Source organism: Actinorhabdospora filicis, assembly GCF_030269765.1.
GTDB lineage: Bacteria > Actinomycetota > Actinomycetes > Mycobacteriales > Micromonosporaceae > Actinorhabdospora > Actinorhabdospora filicis.
Window position 1 is genome coordinate 43,940 of the sequence record NZ_BSTX01000001.1, and the last position, 17,650, is coordinate 61,589.

A 17,650-nucleotide genomic window follows, 5' to 3' on the forward strand; every position below is an offset into this window, starting at 1 on the left:
GGGCCGCGTGAGGCTACCCCTCCCCCACGACGCGCTTCGTGCGTCCCGACACCCACACCGCCCCCGCCGTGATCGCCACGCCCGCCAGGATCCACGGTGAGGGCGCGGCTCCGGTGCGGGCGAGGTCGAGGGCGAGGGCGCCGGTGAGCTGGCCGGCGAGGACGCCGAGTCCGGCGCGCAGGACGCCGACGGAGTTGATGGCCAGCACCGAGCAGACCACCACGAAGGGGCCCATGAGGCCGCCGACGTAGAGCCAGGGTTCGCTCGGGAGGCCGTTCCAGGGGATGGTCCCGGCGAGGCGGAGGGGGATGAACACGACGAGGATGGCGCTGGTCCCGGCGAGGAAGTTGACCACGCTGGTGGCGAAGGGCTGCCCGGCGGTGAGGGTGAGGCGTCCGTTGACCGCGCCCTGGACGGCGAGGCCGACGCCCATGACGGCGACGAGGGGCAGCAGCCACCAGGCGGCGTCGCCGTCGAAGCCGCGGCCGACGCCGGCGACGATGACGGCGGTGATGGCCAGGAGGGTCCCCAGGACGCGGAAGGCGGTCACGGGGCGGCGGCCGGCGGGGCCGAGGCCGGTCCGGTCGGCGAGGAGGCCGCCGCCGGTCTGGCCGCAGACCTGGCCGACGGTGAAGAGGGCGACGCCGATGAGGGGGACGGTGAGGGCTCCGGTGAACAGGAAGAGGGCGCCGAAGACGCCGCCGCAGTAGATCCACCAGGGCTGGGGCGAGCGGCGGATGCGGCCGATGCCGCGGCGGACCTCGGGGACGGCGGTGATGATGACGGCGAGGAGCAGTCCGCCGCAGAGGTTGCTGATCAGGGCCGCCGAGAGGGGCGAGCCGACGCGTTGCCCGAGGGTGGCGTTGACCGCGGACTGGGCCGCTCCGGCGACGCCCGCGATGACGGCGAAGCCGATCGCGGCGAGGGCGGGGGTGGACTTCCGGGGGGTGGTGACGGTGTCCATGGGGTGGGGATCTTCCGGGAGAAAGGCGAAGGCCCCCGCTCCGGGCCGGAGCGGGGGCCGTGGATAAGGGGGTCAGATCCGGCACGCGTGGATCCGGGTGACGAGGATGCCCCGGGCGCCCAGGGCGTACAGCTCGTCCATGATCCGCTGCACGTGGCGGGCGGGGGTCATGGCCTGCACGGCGACCCAGCCCTCGCGGTGCAGCGGCGACACGGTCGGCGACTCGATGCCGGGGGTCAGCGCCGAGGCGGCCTCCACGAGTTCGACGCGGACGTCGTAGGCCAGCATCACGTACTCGCGCGCGACGAGGACGCCCCGGACCCGGCGCACGAGCCCGTCCGCGGCGGCCGGTGAGTCGGCGCCCTGGCGGCGGATGAGGACGGCCTGCGACTCCAGCAGCGGTTCGCCGAAGGGTTCCAGACCGGCCTGGCGCAGGGTCGCGCCGGTCGACACAACGTCGGCGACGGCGTCGGCGACACCGAGTCCGACGGCGTTCTCCACGGCCCCGTCGAGGCGGATGACCTCGGCGGTCACGCCGTGCCCGGCGAGGTGCCGCGCGACCAGTCCCGGGTAGGAGGTCGCGACGCGGCGGCCGTCGAGGTCGTCGATGTGGGAGATGCCCCCGACGGGCGCGGCGTAGCGGAAGGTCGAGCCGCCGAAGCCGAGGGCGAGGACCTCCTCGGCGGGCGCGCCGGAGTCGATGAGCAGGTCGCGTCCGGTGATGCCGAGGTCGAGATCGCCCGATCCGACGTAGGTGGCGATGTCGCGGGGACGCAGGTAGAAGAACTCGATGTCGTTGTCGGCGTCGACGCAGGTGAGGTCGCGCTCGGCGCGACGCTGCCGGTAACCGGCCTCTTGCAACATGGTCGTGGCGGACTGGGAAAGGGAACCCTTGTTCGGGAGGGCTACGCGAAGCACGGGATGGACTCCTTGGGAACGTGCACCGATGTGACGGGGGCGGCGTCACAGATGTCGGTACACGTCCTCAAGGGACAGTCCACTGGCGACCATGAGGACCTGCGCGTGGTAGAGGAGCTGGGAGATCTCCTCGGCGGTCCGTTCCTTGCCCTCGTGTTCGGCGGCCATCCACGACTCGGCGGCCTCCTCGACGAGTTTCTTGCCGATCGCGTGCACGCCCGCGTCGAGCGCGGCCACGGTGCCGGAACCGGCGGGCCTCGTCTCGGCGATGCGCGACAGCTCGGCGTAGAGCTGGTCGAAGGTCTTCACGGGGGGAGAGCCTAGTCGGACACGGGGGTGAGGTGCGCGAGCGTTCCGCGTGGCGGGACGTGGGACGGGTCACGTTCGGGGGTCGGGCGGGGACGGCGGTGCGCGCCCGGGACGTGTGCGCCGAGTCGGCGGCGGACGCGCGGCGGCGACCGGCCGGTGCTCCACGAACCACCGGCCACCGGCCACGGAACCGCGCATCCATGGCCGCGCGAGCCCGCGCGGCCAGCCCCCACGACCCGCCCGACCAGCCGCTCCCACGCCCGTCCCCACCAACGCGCTCCACACCACACGGCCCGGCACCCGCCACTCCGTCTCGCATGCCTACATAACTGACCATTATCACCCCTCCCCCGGTGACCCTCCTCACCCCTCCCCCATCGACGTTCCTCACCGTGCAAAACTCGAAGCTGACCAGCATGCGCGCTGGCGGGGTCGGTGTAATTCCGAACCGGCGGTGACGAGGTGTCCTATGACGGCCTCGAAGTCCGCGACCCGATCACATCCAGTGACCGGTGGACCTGGTGAGAATCCAGGACCGACGGTGAAAGTCCGGATGGTAGTTGGCGCGCGCGGCACCGGTCGGTGTCGTGCCGTCGCGTATTCGCGGCGGCCCTTCGACGATATGGCCGTACCCGGTGTCTGCGGTGATTCCCCCGCCTGTACGTGTGCCCGATTCTCAGGTGGAGGACACATGTTCACTGGCATCGTCGAGGAACTCGGCGAGATCGTGGCCGTCGAACCCGCGCGCCTGGCGATCCGGGGCCGTACGGTCGCCTCCGACGCGAAGCACGGCGACTCGATCGCCGTCAACGGCGTCTGCCTCACCGTCACCGATGTCGACGGCGACGTCTTCGGCGTCGACGTGATGGGTGAGACCTACGACCGGACCGCCCTGGGCGGGATCCGGCCGGGCGACCCGGTCAATCTGGAACGCGCGGCGACGCTGCAGACGCGTCTCGGCGGTCATCTCGTGCAAGGGCACGTCGACGGGGTCGGCGAGATCCTCAGACGCGAGCCCGGCGGCAACTGGGAGACCGTGCACATCCGGCTCGCGCCCGGCCTGGCGCGCTACGTGGTCGAGAAGGGCTCGATCACCGTCGACGGGGTGTCGCTCACCGTCGCGTCGGTCGACGGGGACGTCTTCACCGTCGGCCTCATCCCGACCACGCTCGCGCTGACCACGCTCGGCTCGAAGGGGCCCGGGGACCCGGTGCACCTGGAGACCGACGTCATCGCCAAGCACGTCGAGAAGCTGCTCGCCCACGGGAGCGCGGCATGAACGAGCACGCGCGCGTCGGGCTGGACCCGATCGAGGACGCCATCGCCGCCATCGCCGAGGGCCGCGCGGTCATCGTCGTGGACGACGAGGACCGCGAGAACGAGGGCGACCTCATCTTCGCCGCCGAGAAGGCCACGCCGGAGCTGCTGGCCTTCATGGTCCGCTACACCTCCGGCTACATCTGCGCGACGCTGCCCGGCGCCGAACTGGACCGGCTGGCGATCCCCCCGCAGTACCACGTGAACGAGGACTCGCGCGGCACCGCCTACGCGGTCGCCGTCGACGCCGCCGACCGGGAGAGCACCGGCATCTCCGCCAGGGACCGCGCGCACACCCTGAACCTGCTGGCCGATCCGGCCTCGACGCCGGCGTCGTTCACGCGGCCCGGGCACGTCGTGCCGTTGCGGGCCGTGGACGGCGGGGTCCTGCGCCGCACCGGCCACACCGAGGCCACCAACGACCTGGTGCGGCTGGCGGGCCTGCGCGAGGCGGGCGTCCTGTGCGAACTGGTCAACGACGACGGCACGATGATGCGGCTGCCGGACCTGCGGGCCTTCGCCGCCGAGCACGGGCTGCCGCTGGTCAGCATCGCCGACCTGGTGGAGTACCGCCGCCGCACCGAGCGCACCGTCGAGCGGGTCGCCGACACGCGGCTGCCCACCGAGCACGGCCTGTTCCGCGCCGTCGGCTACTCCGCGTCCGACGGCTCCGAGCACGTCGCGCTCGTGCACGGCGACCTCGGCGACGGGGAGGACGTGCTGGTGCGCGTCCACTCCGAGTGCCTGACCGGGGACGCCTTCGGCTCGCTGCGCTGCGACTGCGGCCCGCAGTTCAAGGCGGCCATGCGCGCCGTCGCCGCCGAGGGCCGCGGCGTGGTCCTGTACATGCGCGGCCACGAGGGACGCGGCATCGGCCTGCTGCAGAAGCTGCGGGCCTACGAGCTCCAGGACGCCGGGCGCGACACCGTCGACGCCAACCTCGACCTGGGCCTGCCCGCCGACGCCCGCGACTACCGCATCGGCGCCGAGATCCTGGCCGACCTGGGCCTGTCCTCGATACGGCTGCTCACCAACAACCCCGACAAGCGGGCCGGGATCGAGGGCCACGGCCTGACCGTCCTCGGCCGGGTCGCACTGCCGGCCCACGCCCACCCCGAGAACATCGCCTACCTGCGCGCCAAGCGCGACCGGATGGGCCACCTCTTCGACGAGCTGGCCGTCGCGGCCTCCTGAAAGGACTGACGTACATGGCAGGTTCCGGAGCGCCCGCGCTCACCACCGTCGACGGGCGCGGGCTGCGCCTGGGGATCGTGGCCACCCGCTGGCACGGCGAGCTGACCGGGCAGATGCTGGCCCGCGCGCTCGCCGCCGCCGAGGCGGCCAAGGTCGAGGACGTCCTGGTCACCCACGTCGAGGGCTCGGTGGAGATCCCCGTGATCGCGCAGGCCCTGGCGCGCCGCTGCGACGCGGTGGTGGCGCTGGGCGTGGTGATCCGCGGGGAGACCGCGCACTTCGACTACGTGTGCCGTTCGGTGACCGACGGGCTGACCCGGGTCGCGCTGGACGAGGGCACGCCCGTCGCGCACGGCGTCCTCACCGTGGACGACCTCGATCAGGCCCGCGACCGGGTCGGGCTGCCCGACTCGGCCGAGGACAAGGGCTGGGGCGCGACGATCGCGGCGCTGGACGCCGCCGTCACCCTCAAGACCCTCGACTGAGCGGGAGGGGCGGCCTGCGCGGGCCGCCCCTCCTCACATCGCCGCGCGCAGCTTCTCCGCGCCGCCGGACGCCAGCCACGCGCCGAAGTCCAGCAGCGCGGGGAACTCCGCCCGCAGCGCGCCGATGTCGGCGCGCGTCGCCCGCCCGCTGTTGAGGGCCTCGAAGCCGCGCACCGCGTTCTCCCCATGCTTGCGCAGCTCTTCCAGAGGGATCGGGGTGTAGGCGACCTCGCGCCCGACCGCACCCGCGATCGCCGCGGCGATGCCCGGCCCGGTGAGGACGTCGCCGGCCAGCTCGAACACGCGCCCGTCGTACCCGGCCGGGTCGGCGAACGCGGCGGCGGCCACCGCGGCGATGTCGTCGAGCGCGATCAGCTGCATCGGGACCTCCGGCAGCAGCGCCATCGCCAGGGCGTCCCCGCGCAGCCCGAAGCGGGCGTCGAGGAAGTTCTCCATGAACGACGTGGGCCGCAGGATCGTGTGGGACAGCCCCGAGGCGGCCACGTACTCCTCGATGACGCGCTTGTTGCCCATGTGCGGGATGCCGAAGTCGACCTCGGCGGAGTTGGCCGAGGCGTACACGAGGTGCCCGGCCCCGGCGGCGACGGCGGCGTCCACGAGGGACTTGCCCGCCGCAGTCTCGTCGAAGTCGGCGGCGGCGCTGTAACCGGCGACGGGCTGCACCGAGAACACGCCGGACGCGCCGGTGGCGGCGGCCTTGAGGGCGGCCGGGTCGTCGATCGCGCCGGGCACGACCTCGGCGCCCAGCGCGGCGAGCTCGCGGGCGGCGGGCGCGGTGGTGTCGCGGGTGAGGGCGCGGACGGGCACGCCGTCGGCGAGCAGGCGCCGGGCGAGGGCGCCGCCCTGCTGGCCGGTGGCGCCGGTGACGAGCACGGGGTGGGACATGGGGGTTCCCTTCGATAGAATCGGGTCGGCCGACCCGCTTGAACGATACGGAATCACCAACCCGTTTGTTCGTCCAGAGAAACCGGAGAAGATGTGACCGCCGTCTCCCCCGACGAGCACGCCGAGGAGGGCCTGCGCGCCGACGCCCGCCGCAACCGGGCCCGCGTCCTGGAGACCGCCGTCGAGGTGTTCGCCTCCGAGGGCGTGGACGTGCCGCTCGGCGAGATCGCCCGCCGCGCGGGGGTGGGCGCGGGCACCGTCTACCGGCACTTCCCGAGCAAGGAGCGCCTGGTGGAGGCGGTCCTGGAGCGCCGGACCGGCGAGATCGTGGGCTTCGGGACCGCGCTGGCCGACGCCGATGGCGACCCCGGTGAGCGCTTCTTCGCCTTCTTCGCCGACGCCGCCCGCCGCGCGGCGCTGAACCGGGTGCTGTGCGACGCGTTCCACGCGCTGACCGGGCACCGCGGGACGGTGTCCGGCGAGCTCTTCGACGGCTACCTGGCGGTGCTGGCGCGGCTGCTGGGGGCGGCGCAGGAGGCGGGGGCCGTGCGGGCGGACGTGGACGCGTGGGACGCGCACGCACTGATCGCCAGCGCGGCCACGGTGGAGTCGGCGCGGATCACCGCGAACCGGCCGGGGCGGCTGTCGGCGCTGATCGCCGACGCGCTGCGCCCCGCCGAGGCCGTTACGAAACCCGAGTTGCGTGACGAATCAGTGGAGCCGCGTCACGAAACCCCGGTGTGCGAGGTGTGCGGGACGGCGCTCACGCCCTCGCGGACGGGCCGCCCGGCGCGGTTTTGTGGAGCGGCCTGCCGCCAGAAGGCGCACCGGCGCAGGGTGGGTTGAGGGGACGGGGTCGGCTGAGGCACGGGCTCGGCCGGGGCGCGAGGTACGTGGAGAGGGCTGAGCCGGGGGTGAGGCGGCCCGGTTGGGCAGCGATCTCGCGGGCGCGAGGCCGGTGGAGAGGGCTGAGCCGGGGCCAGCGGATCCGGGGCGTGGGGCCAGCGCCCCCGCCAGGAGGCGCGCCGGGTGGATCGAGCCGGGCTGAGCCGGGCCGGGGCGTGCCGGCCAAGGGCGCACCACCGCGAAGCGCGCCGAGGAGGCCCGGGCCATGCACCCGGGGAGGCGACGGGGGCGACGGGCCGGGGCGCGCCCACGAAAGTAGTACCGCCGCGCAGCGCGCCGAGGGGCCGCGAGCCGGTCCGTGTACCGCGGGCGACGACCCGGGGCGTACCGGCGCGAGCACACCGCGAGGCGCACCGGTACCTCTCCCCCGGCCGCGCCGGGACGCCTGTGCGGCCGCGGCGTACCGCACCCGCCGGGCGGCATCCGCGAGGTGATCCCCGGCCGGGTGTGCGGCCGCCGATGAGGTCGCAGGGTGTGGGCACGGGATTCCGGGGCATGATCGCGCCACCCCCATGGGGCTCGGCGGGGCCGAAGCGGCGGGGAACAGCTCGGTGCCCGGGGCGTGCCCTGTGGGTCTTGTGGGTGCGAGAACACGGTGTCGGCCGCGTTTTGAAGCTCTGTGGTTCTCGCAAGGCGGTCTTACGGCCTCGTACCGGTGTTGTCCGTGGCCGGGAGAGCGGTGCGGCGAGGGCCACCGGGTTTGCCGACGTGCCGTCGGCTCGTCGCAGCCCCGCGAAGACCTGCGGGACAGGCGCTAAACCACGCGCCCAAAACCCCACCCGGCGCGTCGCTCAGGTCAGCGTCCGCCGGCGGTCGACGGCCACGTACGAGCCGGAGTGCTTCTTCGCCACGCTCTTCATCTCGGTGGCGACCTCGACGATCTCGCGGGGGTCGGTGTAGTCGCGGTGGGACGAGATCGCCACCCCGATCGAGAGTGTCACGAAACCCGCCTGGACGGGGTTTCCGGCGCGGTCGGTGACCTCGACGTAGCCGCGCTCGCGGTCGCGGTCGTCGTAGAGGGAGACCGCTCGCTCCTCGAAGTCCATGATCGCGCGCTGGGTGATGGCCTGGACCTGCTCGGGGACGCACAGGATGATGAAGTCGTCGCCGCCGACGTGCCCGAGGAAGGCCAGGGGCGGGCCGGCGCCCACCACGCCGCGGTGGAGAGAGCTGGCGATGGTGGTGATGAACTCGTCGCCGCGCACGAAGCCGTAGGCGTCGTTGACGCTCTTGAAGTGGTTGGCGTCGACGTAGCAGAGGGCGAACTCGTTGCCGCTGCGCATCCAGCCGGTGACCTCGCGGGTGATGCGCGCGTTGCCGGGCAGGCCGGTCAGCGGCGACAGTTCGCGGATCTCGCGGTGGCGGCGCAGGACGGAGTGGACGCGGGCGACCAGTTCCTGGGTGTCGAAGGGTTTGACGATGTAGTCGTCGGCGCCGGTGGTGAGGCCGACGATCTTGTCGGCGGAGAGGTTCTTGGCGGTCAGCAGGATGATCGGCAGGCTGGCGGTCATGGGGTCGCTGCGCAGCTGCCGGGTCAGCTCGACGCCGTCCACCATGGGCATCATGACGTCGAGCAGGACCATGTCGGGGCGGCGGCGGGCCAGGTGCGCCAGCGCCTGGTAGCCGTCGGCGGCCGTGACGACCTCGAAGCCCTCCAGGCGCAGGTTCAGGGCGACGAAGCGCGCGATGTCGGCGTCGTCGTCGACGACGAGGACGAGTCCGCGGTTGCTCTCCTCGGGACTGGTCATCCCGGCACCGCCCCGGTCGCTGTGGCGGCCGATGTTAAGCCCCGGCTTCTCGCGCCCTCGGCGAGGGCGCGCAGCTTACGGCAGGCGGCGGCCGGGTCGGCCGCGCCGTAGACGGCGGTCCCGGCGACGAAGGCGTCGGCGCCGGCCTCGGCGGCGGCCTCGATGGTGTCCATGGCGATGCCGCCGTCGACTTCGAGGCGGATGTCGAGGTGCCCGGAGTCGATGTGGCGGCGCACGGCGCGGACTTTGTCGAGCAGGCCGGGGATGAAGGCCTGCCCACCGAAACCGGCCTTGATCGTCATGATCAGCACGGTGTCGAAGGCGGGGAGGATGTCGAGGTAGTCCTCGACGGGGGTGTCGCGGTCGATGGCGAGACCGGCCTTGCTCCCGGCGGCGCGCAGGTCCTTGGCGATGGCGACCGGGTCGGCGGCGGCCTCGGCGTGGAAGGTCACGTTGTACGCGCCGAGCTCGGCGTACCCGACGGCCCAGCGGTCGGGGTCCTCGATCATGAGGTGGCAGTCGAGGGGCACGTTCGTGGCGGCCTTGATGGACTTCACGACCGGCGGGCCGAGGGTCAGGTTCGGCACGAAGTGGTTGTCCATGACGTCCACGTGCAGCCAGTCGACGTCCGCGGCGACCTTGTCCATGTCCTCGGCGAGGCGGGCGAAGTCGGCGGAGAGGAGGCTGGGCGCGATCACCGTAGCGGTCTTGTCCACTGGCACAGTGTAGTCAGGCGCACCCACCGCACCGCTGTGGCATCAACCTCTTTCGATCAAGCTCCGTCGATGGCCATCTCGCGCGCCAGGCGCCGGAAGGTCTCGTGCGTGGGCGAGCCGGGTTCGGCGATGTACATGATGACCCGCTGGTCGCGGTCGGGGACGTGGAGGGTCTGGCACTCCATCTCCAGGACGCCCAGCTCGGGGTGGGTGACCTTCTTGACGAGGTGGCGGCGGACCTCGACCTCGTGCTCGGCCCACATCCCGGCGAACTCGGGGCTGGTGCGCAGGAGCTCCTGGACGAGGTCGCGCAGGCCGGGGTCGTCGGGGTAGCGGCCGTGGGCGGCGCGCAGGTCGGCCACCGTGGAGCGGGCGAAGTCCAGGTGGGCGGGGTTCGCGTCGAAGTCGGGCCGGACCCCGGCGAACACCCACCGCACGACGTTGCGGCGCTCCAGGGGGTAGGTGGCCACGGCGCCGAGGAACAGCTCGGCGAGCGCGTTCCAGGCCACCACGTCGTAGCGGGCGTTGACCACGTAGGCGGGGATGTCCACGAGGGACCGCAGGAGGTGGCGGACGCCGACGGGCACGTCGGAGTCGGGTGAGCTCTGCGGGCCGACGGTCTCCCCGGCGAGGTGGAACAGGTGCGCGCGCTCGTCCATGGTGAGCATGAGGGCGCGGCTGAGGGCGGAGAGGATCTGCCGGGAGGGGCGCGGGCCGCGGGCCTGTTCGAGGCGGATGTAGTACTCGATGGACATCCCGGCCAGCTGCGCGACCTCCTGGCGGCGCAGGCCCGGGGTGCGGCGGCGCCCGGCGTCGGGCAGGCCGACGGTGGCGGGTTTGACGCGGGCGCGGCGGGCGCGCAGGTACTCGGCGAGGGCGGGGCGGTCCATGCCTCCATCCTGACGCGCGGGAACCGTTCCCGGGAGGTACCGGCGGTACCACCATGGACGGGTCTCTGTTCGCGGCGCCGGTTCGGGGTCACGGTGGTGGCATGACGGAGAAGCGGATCGCGCTGGTGACCGGCGCGAACAAGGGGATCGGTTTCGAGATCGCCCGCGGCCTGGGCGCGGCGGGGCTGACGGTCCTCGTCGGCGCGCGGTCGCCGGAGCGGGGCGAGAAGGCGGCGGCGGAGTTGCGGGAGGCGGGCCTGGACGCGCGGTTCCTGCGGCTGGACGTGACCGATGAGGAGAGCGTCGAGGCGGCCGTGAAGGTGGTGGAGGCGGAGTTCGGGCGGCTGGACGTCCTGGTGAACAACGCGGGGATCCTCTCGCCGAAGGAGTCGTGGATCGCGGCGGAGACGCCGGTGGCGGCCCTGCGGGAGGTCTACGAGGTGAACGTGTTCGGGGTGGTGGCGGTGACGAAGGCGATGATCCCGCTGCTGCGGGCGGCCCCGGCGGCGCGCGTGGTGAACGTGTCGAGCGAGCTGGGGTCCTTCGAGAAGCAGCTGGACCGGGAGGGCCCGTTCTGGGAGTTCTCCGGCGTCGGGTACCCGTCGTCGAAGGCCGCGCTGAACATGATCACGGTGGGCTACGCGAAGTACTTCCGGGACACCCCGGTCCTGGTGAACGCGGTGAACCCGGGGTACTGCGCCACCGATCTGAACGGCAACTCGGGGCACCGGACGGCCGAGGAGGGCTCGCGGGCGGCGATCCGGATGGCGCTGCTGGACGAGGGCGGCCCGACGGGCGCGTTCGTGGAGGAGCAGGGCGAGCTGGGCTGGTAGTCAGGCGCGGGCGCCGTCGAGGAAGATCCGGGTGATCGCCTCGGCGGCGTCCTCCACGTCCAGGGCGAGGAGCTCGTCCTGGGTGAGGGCGCCGATGACGAGGGAGCCGAAGAGGGCGGCGAGCTGGGGGGCGGGGATGTCGGCGCGCAGGGCGCCCTCGGCGCGGCCGCGTTCGACGAGGGCGGCGACGCGGCGGCCGACCTCCTGCTCGTCGGCGCGGCGTTCGGGGAGGTGGGTGGAGTGCACCCAGTAGGCGCGGCCGACGGTGAGCAGCGCGCGGGCGGCGCGGGCGACGGCGGTGGGGACGTCGACGGCGTCCAGGGACGCCTCGCGCAGCGCGCGCAGGCTCTCGGCGGCGGCGTAGGCGCCGAGTTCGACGAGGAGTCCCTCGCGGTTGGGGAAGTGCCGGTAGAGGGTCGCGCGGCCGACGCCGGCGACGCGGGCGATCTCGCCCATCCCGGCGTCGCCGCCGCGCAGGGCGGAGGCGGCGGCCCGCAGGATGGCCGTGCGGGTGCGGTCGCTGGCGCCTCTGTCGGTTCCGGTCACGCGAGCTATCGTAGACGAGACACTGCTGTCTCATACTGAGACATCGAAGACTCGCTTAAGGAATCGTGATGACCGGCACCTACGACGTCGTGGTCGTCGGCTCGGGCGCGGCGGGCCTCACCGCCGCGCTGACCGCCCGCCTGCGCGGCCTGTCCGCGCTCGTCATCGAGAAGACCGACCGCTACGGCGGCTCCACCGCGTTGTCCGGCGGCGCGATCTGGGTCCCGAACAACGTGTGGCTGGAGGCCGAGGGCCTGCGCGACACCGTGGACAACGCCCGCGCCTACCTGGACGCCACCGTCGGCGACCGCGTCCCCGGCGCCCTCAAGGACGCCTACCTGCGGCACGGCCCCGAGATGGTGCGCTACTTGCGCGACCACACCCGGCACGTGCGGTTCCACTGGTCCCCCGGCTACAGCGACTACTACCCCGAGCGCCCGGGCGGGCGGCCCGAGGGACGCTCGGTCGAGCCGGTCGTCTTCGACGGCACGAGGCTCGGCCCCGACTTCGAGCTCATGCGCCGGGCGGGCCTGCCCACCTACGGCATGACGATCACCTCGGCGGAGTTCCACCACCTCAACATGATCGGCCGGACTTGGAAGGGCCGCCTCACCTCCCTCAAGGTGGGCCTGCGCGCGATCAAGGGCCTGCTCACCCGCTCCAAGTACCTGTCCCTGGGTGAGGCCCTCACCGCGCGGCTGCGGCTCAGCCTCAAGGAGGCCGGCGGCGAGGTGTGGCTGTCGGCGCCGTTCGTCGACCTGGTCGCCGAGGACGGGCGCGTCACCGGCGTCCGCGTCCGGCGCGGCGGCCGCGAGGAGACCGTCACCGCGCGCCTCGGCGTCGTCCTGGCCGCCGGGGGCTTCTCCCACGACCAGGCCATGCGCGAGACCTACCTGCCGCACCCCACGTCCACCGCCTGGACCTCGGCCTCCGAGGGCCAGACCGGCGACGTCATCAAGGCCGGCCTCGCCCACGGCGCCGCGCTCGACCTGATGGACAAGGTCTGGGGCGCGCCCTCGGTCGTCCCGCCCGGCGAGCGCCCGTTCTTCCTGGTCGCCGACCGGGGCATCCCCGAGATGGTGATCGTGAACGAGCGCGGTGAGCGCTTCGCCAACGAGGCCCTCCCGTACCACGACCTGGTGGACCGGATGTACGCCACGGGCTCGCCGCGGGCGTGGATCGTGCTGACCGCGCGCGCCAAGCGCCGCTACATCTTCACCGGCCTGTTCCCCGGCCAGGGCTTCCCGAAGCGGTGGCGGGAGAACGGCTTCCTGAAGACCGGCCGTACCGTCGGCGAGCTCGCGGCGGCGATGGGCGTGCCGGTGGCGTCGCTGGAGGCGACGGTGAAGCGCTTCAACGGCTACGCCCGCACCGGCCGCGACCTGGACTTCGGGCGCGGCGACAGCGCCTACGACCGCTACTACGGGGACCCGACGCTGCCCAACCCGAACCTGTCGCCGCTGGAGAAGGGCCCGTTCTACGCCGTCCCGGTGCTGCCGGGCGACATCGGCACCAAGGGCGGGCTGGTCATCGACGGGCACGCGCGGGTGCTGCGGCCCGACGGTTCGGCGATCGCGGGCCTGTACGCGGCGGGGAACAGCTCGGCGGCGGTGATGGGCGAGACCTACCCGGGCCCGGGGGCCACCCTCGGACCGGCGATGACCTTCGGCTACCTCGCCGCCGAGCACATGGCGAGCGGGAAATCGGCGGAGATGAGAGGCTGATGGGGCCCGGCCGGGCCGCCGTGCTCGTGCGGCCCGGTCATACCATCCCGATGAGCCCCGCCGAGGGGCGGTAGTCGATCTTCCAGTCGGTGTAGACGCCCAGGACGCCGTCGGCGAGACAGCGCAGGCCCACGCTCACCCAGCGCACATCGCCGGTGCCGTCGCCGGTCCCGGCGAAGCCGACGCCGACCTCGAAGAGCTCACCGCCGCAGGGGCAGGCGCACTGCTCCGGGACGGCCTCCTCCCAGTAGTCGGCGGAGTCGGCGATGAAGGCCGCCTCGCCGCAGGCGGCGCAGAGCCGCTCGGCGGCCCCGGCCTCGTCGTCGACGCCGATCGCGAAGGCCCGGCCGCCGCAGCCGCAGACGGCGGCGACGACCGTCGCCACGTCGTATCCCCCGGCGCGGTAGCCGGTGACGTAGGTGGCCAAGTCGGCGAAGTCCTCGCCTCTCTCTAAGGTCATGCCACTCGCCGCAGGAGCGCCAGGTACATCGCGTCGGTGCCGTCGCGGTGCGGCCACAGCTGGACCGGTGCCTCCGCCGCCTCCACGCCCTCGGCGGCCTCGGCGATCGCGCGGGTCTCGTCCAGGTGCGGCGAGCAGGTCACGTAGCCGATCAGCCCGCCGGGGCGGGTGAGGCGGACGGCCGAGGCCAGCAGGCTCCGCTGGAGCGCGGCCAGCTCGGGGACGTCGGAGGGCTCGCGCCGCCAGCGCGCCTCCGGGCGGCGGCGCAGGGCGCCCAGGCCGGTGCAGGGGGCGTCGACGAGGACGCGGTCGTAGGTCCCGTCGGCGCCGAAGGTCCGGCCGTCGGCCTCGTGGACGGTGACCGGCAGCCCGGCGACGGCCTTCTCGACCAGGCGCGCGCGGTGCGCGCTGACCTCCACGGCGTCCAGGCGCGCGTCGCGGAGCGCCGCGAGCGAGCCCAGCAGCGCGGCCTTCCCGCCGGGGCCGGCGCACAGGTCCAGCCAGCGGGCGTCGGGTCCGTCCAGCGGCGCTTCGGCCAGGCGCAGAGCCACCACCTGGCTGCCCTCGTCCTGGACGTGCGCGCGCCCGCCGGCCACGGCCGCCACGTCGCCGGGGGCGCCGCCGGGCAGGATCACCGCGTAGGGCGAGAGCGCGCCGGGCCTGCCGCCGGTCGCCGCGGCCAGCTCGTCGCGGCCGATCAGGCCGGGCCGGGCGCACAGGTGCACCGCCGGGGCGGTGTTGTCGGCGGCCAGCAGCGCGGGCAGCTCCTTGTCGCCTCCCAAGGCGTCCCGGAAGGCCGAGACGATCCACTCCGGATGGGCGTACTTCAGCGCGAGCGCGCCCACCTCGTCGGCGGGGGTGAGCTTGTGCAGCCACGCGTCGAGGGGCCGGGCGGCGATCTTGCGCATCACCGCGTTGACGAACCCGGCGGGCCGGTGCCCGGCCGCGCGGCGGACCAGCGACACCGCCGTCCCGACAGCGGCGTGGGCGGGGACGCGCGTGTAGAGCACCTGGTAGGCGCCCAGGCGCAGGACGTCGGCGACCGGCTGGTCGAGGCCCGTCACGGGCCGCCCGGCGACCGAGGCGATGATCGCGTCGAGGGTGCCCCGGGCGCGGGAGGCGCCGTAGGCGAGCTCGGTGGCGAAGGCGGCGTCGCGTCCGCTCACCCCGCGCTCGCGCAGGAGTTTCGGCAGCACCAGGTTGGCGTAGGCGTCGTCGCGGGAGACCGCCGTCAGGACGTCGTAGGCGATGGAGCGGGGGTCGTCGCTCACCGAGCGGCGGCCGGTCACTGGAGGCGCTCGCCGTCGTGGAGGGGGTTGCCGCGCAGCCAGGCGTCGGCGGGCATGGCCTTCTTCCCCGGCGGCTGGACGGTGCCCAGGCGCACGGGCATGGTGGCGGTGCCGACGTGGACGGCCTTGCGGCCCACCGCGACCTCGCCGGGCGCCAGCGGCGGCCCGTCGGGGTCGGGGACGACGGGCCCGAGCTTGACGCGCTGCCCGTCGCGGAGGGTCCACGCGCCGGGGGCGGGGGTGACCGCGCGGACGCGGCGGTCGACGGCGAAGGCCGGGTCGCTCCAGCGGACCTGGGCGTCCTCGACGGTGATCTTCGGGGCGAGGCTGACGCCGTCGGCGGGCTGCGCGGCGGCGCGCGCGGCGCCCGACTCGATGGCGTCCAGGACGGTGACGAGCAGGCCCGCGCCGGTCTTCGACAGCCGCTCCAGGAGGTCCCCGGAGGTGTCGAAGGGGGCGATGGCCTCGGTGACCGAGCCGTAGACGGGCCCGGTGTCCAGGCCCTCCTCCAGCTGGAAGACGCAGGCCCCGGTGATCTGGTCGCCGTGCAGGACGGCGTGCTGGACGGGGGCGGCGCCGCGCCAGGCGGGCAGCAGCGAGAAGTGCAGGTTCACCCAGCCGCGCGCGGGGATGTCCAGCGCCGCGCGCGGGACGAGCGCGCCGTAGGCGACCACGGGGACGCAGTCGGGGGCCAGCGCGGCCAGGCGGGCCAGGAACTCCGGTTCCCGGGGCTTCGCCGGCTGCAGGACCTCGATGTTGCGGTCGTCGGCCCATTCGGCGACCGGCGAGCGGGAGACCTTGCGGCCGCGCCCGGTGCGGGCGTCGGGCCGGGTCAGCACGGCCAGGAGCTCGTGCCCGCTGCTCTCGATGGCGTCCAGCGCCGGGATGGCTACCTCCGGCGTGCCGGCGAAGACCAGTCTCATGTGTGCGTCCCCCAAGGGTCGGTGGGTCAGATGAAGCGCCCGCGCGAGTCGTGCGGGCTGACCTTGATCTGGATGCCGTCGTCGTACCAGTCGGCGGCGCGGATGTCCTTCATCGCCTTCTTGCGCGTCTCGGGGTCGAGGCGGTCGAGGAAGAGGACGCCGTCGAGGTGGTCGGTCTCGTGCTGGATGCAGCGGGACATCAGCCCGGTGCCGACGATCTGCATGGGGTCGCCGAACTCGTTGTGGCCCTTGGCGATGACGTTCTGGCGGCGGACGGTGTCGTAGTAGAGGCCGGGGATCGACAGGCAGCCCTCGGGACCGTCCTGCTCCTCCTCGTCGGGGAACTCCAGGACCGGGTTCACCAGGTGCCCCACGACGTCGTCGACGTCGAAGGAGAACACGCGCAGGCCCACGCCGATCTGCGGCGCGGCCAGCCCGGCGCCGCCCTCGTCGAGCATGGTGTCGATGAGGTTCTTGACCAGCTTGCGCAGCTGCTTGTCGAAGTCCACCACGGGGTCGGCGGGGGTGCGCAGCACCGGGTCCCCGAACAGCCTGATCTCCTGAACAGTCACGCCCTGTGCCCCTTCGCGTTCGATTCCCGTCGACCCATGAGTCTACGAGGAGGGGACGCGCCCGTTCGGAGAGTGGGCCGGGGTGGTGCTCCTTACCGCGCGCTGGCCCGCGAGGGCCACCGCGACACCGGCGAGCAGGAGGGCGATGCCGGGCCAGGCGGCGACCGGCGGGGTCTGCCCCAGCCACACCGCGCCCAGGACCGCCGCACCGGGCACCTCCAAGAGCAGCAGCAGGCTCACCAGGGTCGGGTCGAGGCGGTGGAGGGCGAAGTTGACCAGGGAGTGGCCCAGCAGCTGCGGCCCGGCGGTCTGCGCGGCGATCGCCAGCCACCCGGCGGCCGCGTAACCCCACAGGGGCGTCCCGGTGGCCAGGCACACCGCGAGGAGGCCGAGGGCGGCGATCGAGTAGACCACGGCGGTGTAGGTGACCGTCGACATCTCCTCCCGGGCCCGCGACCCGGCCATCACGTACACGGCCCCGGCGAGACCGCCGATGAGCGCGAGGACGTCGCCGAGCACGGCCGTGGCCGACACCGTCACGCCCGCGCCGGTGGCCAGGGCGGCGCCCGCGACGGCCGCGCCGACGCCGATCCACGTCGTCCTGGGCGGGCGCCTGCCCTGGAGGACCGCGATGAGCCCGGTCCACAGGGGCGTCGTGGAGACCAGCGCGGTGGCCGTGGCGACGTCGGTGAGCACGGCCGAGGGGATCCAGGTGCCGAAGTGCACGGCGAGGGCGACGCCGGACACCAGGCAGCGCCGCCATCCGGCGCGGCCGAGGCGGCGGATCTCGGCGCGCCGCCACAGCAGCGCGGCCGGTATGAGGAGGGCGACGGCGATGGCGTTGCGCCAGAACGCCACGGCCAGGGGTGGGACGTGGCCCTCGTGGGCGAGGACGACCATGGGCGCGGAGGAGGAGACGGCGGTGATGGCGACGGCCATGGCGATGCCGG

Annotated in this window: 19 protein-coding genes and 1 riboswitch; of the genes, 6 read left to right on the plus strand and 13 right to left on the minus strand. The window is 73.7% G+C overall.

The window, feature by feature from the left end:
• Window positions 1–13: 13 nt before the first annotated feature.
• The 3 genes from QSK10_RS00220 to QSK10_RS00230 all read right to left on the minus strand — a co-directional run bounded on the left by QSK10_RS00220 (window position 14) and on the right by QSK10_RS00230 (window position 2,191).
• Window positions 14–964 carry a DMT family transporter gene (locus QSK10_RS00220; RefSeq protein ID WP_285660481.1) on the minus strand — a complete coding sequence of 317 codons (951 nt, stop codon included), beginning with the start codon at window positions 962–964 and terminating at the stop codon, window positions 14–16.
• A gap of 72 nt (window positions 965–1,036) precedes the next feature.
• Window positions 1,037–1,882 carry an ATP phosphoribosyltransferase gene (gene hisG, locus QSK10_RS00225; protein WP_285660482.1) on the minus strand — a complete coding sequence of 282 codons (846 nt, stop codon included), beginning with the start codon at window positions 1,880–1,882 and terminating at the stop codon, window positions 1,037–1,039.
• A gap of 45 nt (window positions 1,883–1,927) precedes the next feature.
• Entirely contained in the window at window positions 1,928–2,191 is a 264-nt protein-coding gene (locus QSK10_RS00230; RefSeq protein WP_285660483.1) for a phosphoribosyl-ATP diphosphatase, read from the minus strand.
• A gap of 418 nt (window positions 2,192–2,609) precedes the next feature.
• Window positions 2,610–2,760: riboswitch (FMN riboswitch) on the plus strand.
• A 122-nt stretch (window positions 2,761–2,882) separates the two neighbouring features.
• Between QSK10_RS00230 and QSK10_RS00235 the strand changes: the two genes are divergently transcribed.
• The 3 genes from QSK10_RS00235 to ribH are packed head-to-tail and all read left to right on the plus strand — an operon-like array spanning window position 2,883 to window position 5,187.
• On the plus strand, window positions 2,883–3,470 hold the full coding sequence (locus QSK10_RS00235; protein ID WP_285660484.1) for a riboflavin synthase: 588 nt from the start codon (window positions 2,883–2,885) through the stop codon (window positions 3,468–3,470).
• Window positions 3,467–4,702 carry a bifunctional 3,4-dihydroxy-2-butanone-4-phosphate synthase/GTP cyclohydrolase II gene (locus QSK10_RS00240; protein ID WP_285660485.1) on the plus strand — a complete coding sequence of 412 codons (1,236 nt, stop codon included), beginning with the start codon at window positions 3,467–3,469 and terminating at the stop codon, window positions 4,700–4,702. Before QSK10_RS00235 ends, QSK10_RS00240 begins: the two co-directional genes overlap by 4 nt.
• Before the next feature lie 14 nt (window positions 4,703–4,716).
• Window positions 4,717–5,187 carry a 6,7-dimethyl-8-ribityllumazine synthase gene (ribH, locus tag QSK10_RS00245; RefSeq protein WP_285660486.1) on the plus strand — a complete coding sequence of 157 codons (471 nt, stop codon included), beginning with the start codon at window positions 4,717–4,719 and terminating at the stop codon, window positions 5,185–5,187.
• A 33-nt stretch (window positions 5,188–5,220) separates the two neighbouring features.
• Here the strand turns inward: ribH and QSK10_RS00250 are convergent, their stop codons facing one another.
• On the minus strand, window positions 5,221–6,093 hold the full coding sequence (locus tag QSK10_RS00250) for an NmrA family NAD(P)-binding protein (protein ID WP_285660487.1): 873 nt from the start codon (window positions 6,091–6,093) through the stop codon (window positions 5,221–5,223).
• A 93-nt stretch (window positions 6,094–6,186) separates the two neighbouring features.
• On the opposite strand from QSK10_RS00250, the gene QSK10_RS00255 reads away from it, so the two are divergent.
• Window positions 6,187–6,939, plus strand: a complete 753-nt coding sequence (locus QSK10_RS00255; protein ID WP_285660488.1) for a TetR/AcrR family transcriptional regulator — start codon at window positions 6,187–6,189, stop codon at window positions 6,937–6,939.
• An 851-nt stretch (window positions 6,940–7,790) separates the two neighbouring features.
• Here QSK10_RS00255 and QSK10_RS00260 read toward each other — a convergent pair.
• From QSK10_RS00260 to QSK10_RS00270, 3 genes are read right to left on the minus strand one after another with little or no spacing between them, the layout of a single operon-like run.
• Window positions 7,791–8,747 (minus strand): response regulator, encoded by a 957-nt coding sequence (locus tag QSK10_RS00260; RefSeq protein WP_285660489.1) that lies wholly within the window; start codon window positions 8,745–8,747, stop codon window positions 7,791–7,793.
• Window positions 8,744–9,463, minus strand: coding sequence for a ribulose-phosphate 3-epimerase (gene rpe, locus QSK10_RS00265; RefSeq protein WP_285660490.1), 720 nt, complete (start codon window positions 9,461–9,463; stop codon window positions 8,744–8,746). Before rpe ends, QSK10_RS00260 begins: the two co-directional genes overlap by 4 nt.
• A 56-nt stretch (window positions 9,464–9,519) precedes the next feature.
• Window positions 9,520–10,353 carry a helix-turn-helix transcriptional regulator gene (locus QSK10_RS00270; protein WP_285660491.1) on the minus strand — a complete coding sequence of 278 codons (834 nt, stop codon included), beginning with the start codon at window positions 10,351–10,353 and terminating at the stop codon, window positions 9,520–9,522.
• Window positions 10,354–10,454: 101 nt separating this feature from the next.
• On the opposite strand from QSK10_RS00270, the gene QSK10_RS00275 reads away from it, so the two are divergent.
• Window positions 10,455–11,186 carry an SDR family oxidoreductase gene (locus QSK10_RS00275; protein ID WP_285660492.1) on the plus strand — a complete coding sequence of 244 codons (732 nt, stop codon included), beginning with the start codon at window positions 10,455–10,457 and terminating at the stop codon, window positions 11,184–11,186.
• Here QSK10_RS00275 and QSK10_RS00280 read toward each other — a convergent pair whose 3' ends face one another.
• Entirely contained in the window at window positions 11,187–11,732 is a 546-nt protein-coding gene (locus tag QSK10_RS00280; protein WP_285660493.1) for a TetR/AcrR family transcriptional regulator, read from the minus strand.
• Between the two features lie 68 nt (window positions 11,733–11,800).
• Between QSK10_RS00280 and QSK10_RS00285 the strand changes: the two genes are divergently transcribed.
• Window positions 11,801–13,456, plus strand: coding sequence for an FAD-dependent oxidoreductase (locus tag QSK10_RS00285; RefSeq protein WP_285660494.1), 1,656 nt, complete (start codon window positions 11,801–11,803; stop codon window positions 13,454–13,456).
• 37 nt (window positions 13,457–13,493) lie between these two features.
• On the opposite strand, the gene QSK10_RS00290 is transcribed toward QSK10_RS00285, so the two are convergent.
• The 5 genes from QSK10_RS00290 to QSK10_RS00310 are packed head-to-tail and all read right to left on the minus strand — an operon-like array spanning window position 13,494 to window position 17,639.
• Window positions 13,494–13,916 carry a hypothetical protein gene (locus QSK10_RS00290; protein ID WP_285660495.1) on the minus strand — a complete coding sequence of 141 codons (423 nt, stop codon included), beginning with the start codon at window positions 13,914–13,916 and terminating at the stop codon, window positions 13,494–13,496.
• A complete protein-coding gene (locus QSK10_RS00295) occupies window positions 13,913–15,205 on the minus strand; it encodes an RsmB/NOP family class I SAM-dependent RNA methyltransferase (protein ID WP_285660496.1) in 1,293 nt (430 codons plus the stop codon). Before QSK10_RS00295 ends, QSK10_RS00290 begins: the two co-directional genes overlap by 4 nt.
• Window positions 15,202–16,128 carry a methionyl-tRNA formyltransferase gene (gene fmt, locus QSK10_RS00300; protein WP_285660497.1) on the minus strand — a complete coding sequence of 309 codons (927 nt, stop codon included), beginning with the start codon at window positions 16,126–16,128 and terminating at the stop codon, window positions 15,202–15,204. The genes QSK10_RS00295 and fmt overlap by 4 nt, the downstream gene beginning before the upstream one ends.
• A 26-nt stretch (window positions 16,129–16,154) precedes the next feature.
• Window positions 16,155–16,700, minus strand: coding sequence for a peptide deformylase (def, locus tag QSK10_RS00305; protein WP_285660498.1), 546 nt, complete (start codon window positions 16,698–16,700; stop codon window positions 16,155–16,157).
• 42 nt (window positions 16,701–16,742) lie between these two features.
• A complete protein-coding gene (locus QSK10_RS00310; RefSeq protein ID WP_285662881.1) occupies window positions 16,743–17,639 on the minus strand; it encodes a DMT family transporter in 897 nt (298 codons plus the stop codon).
• Window positions 17,640–17,650: the final 11 nt, after the last annotated feature.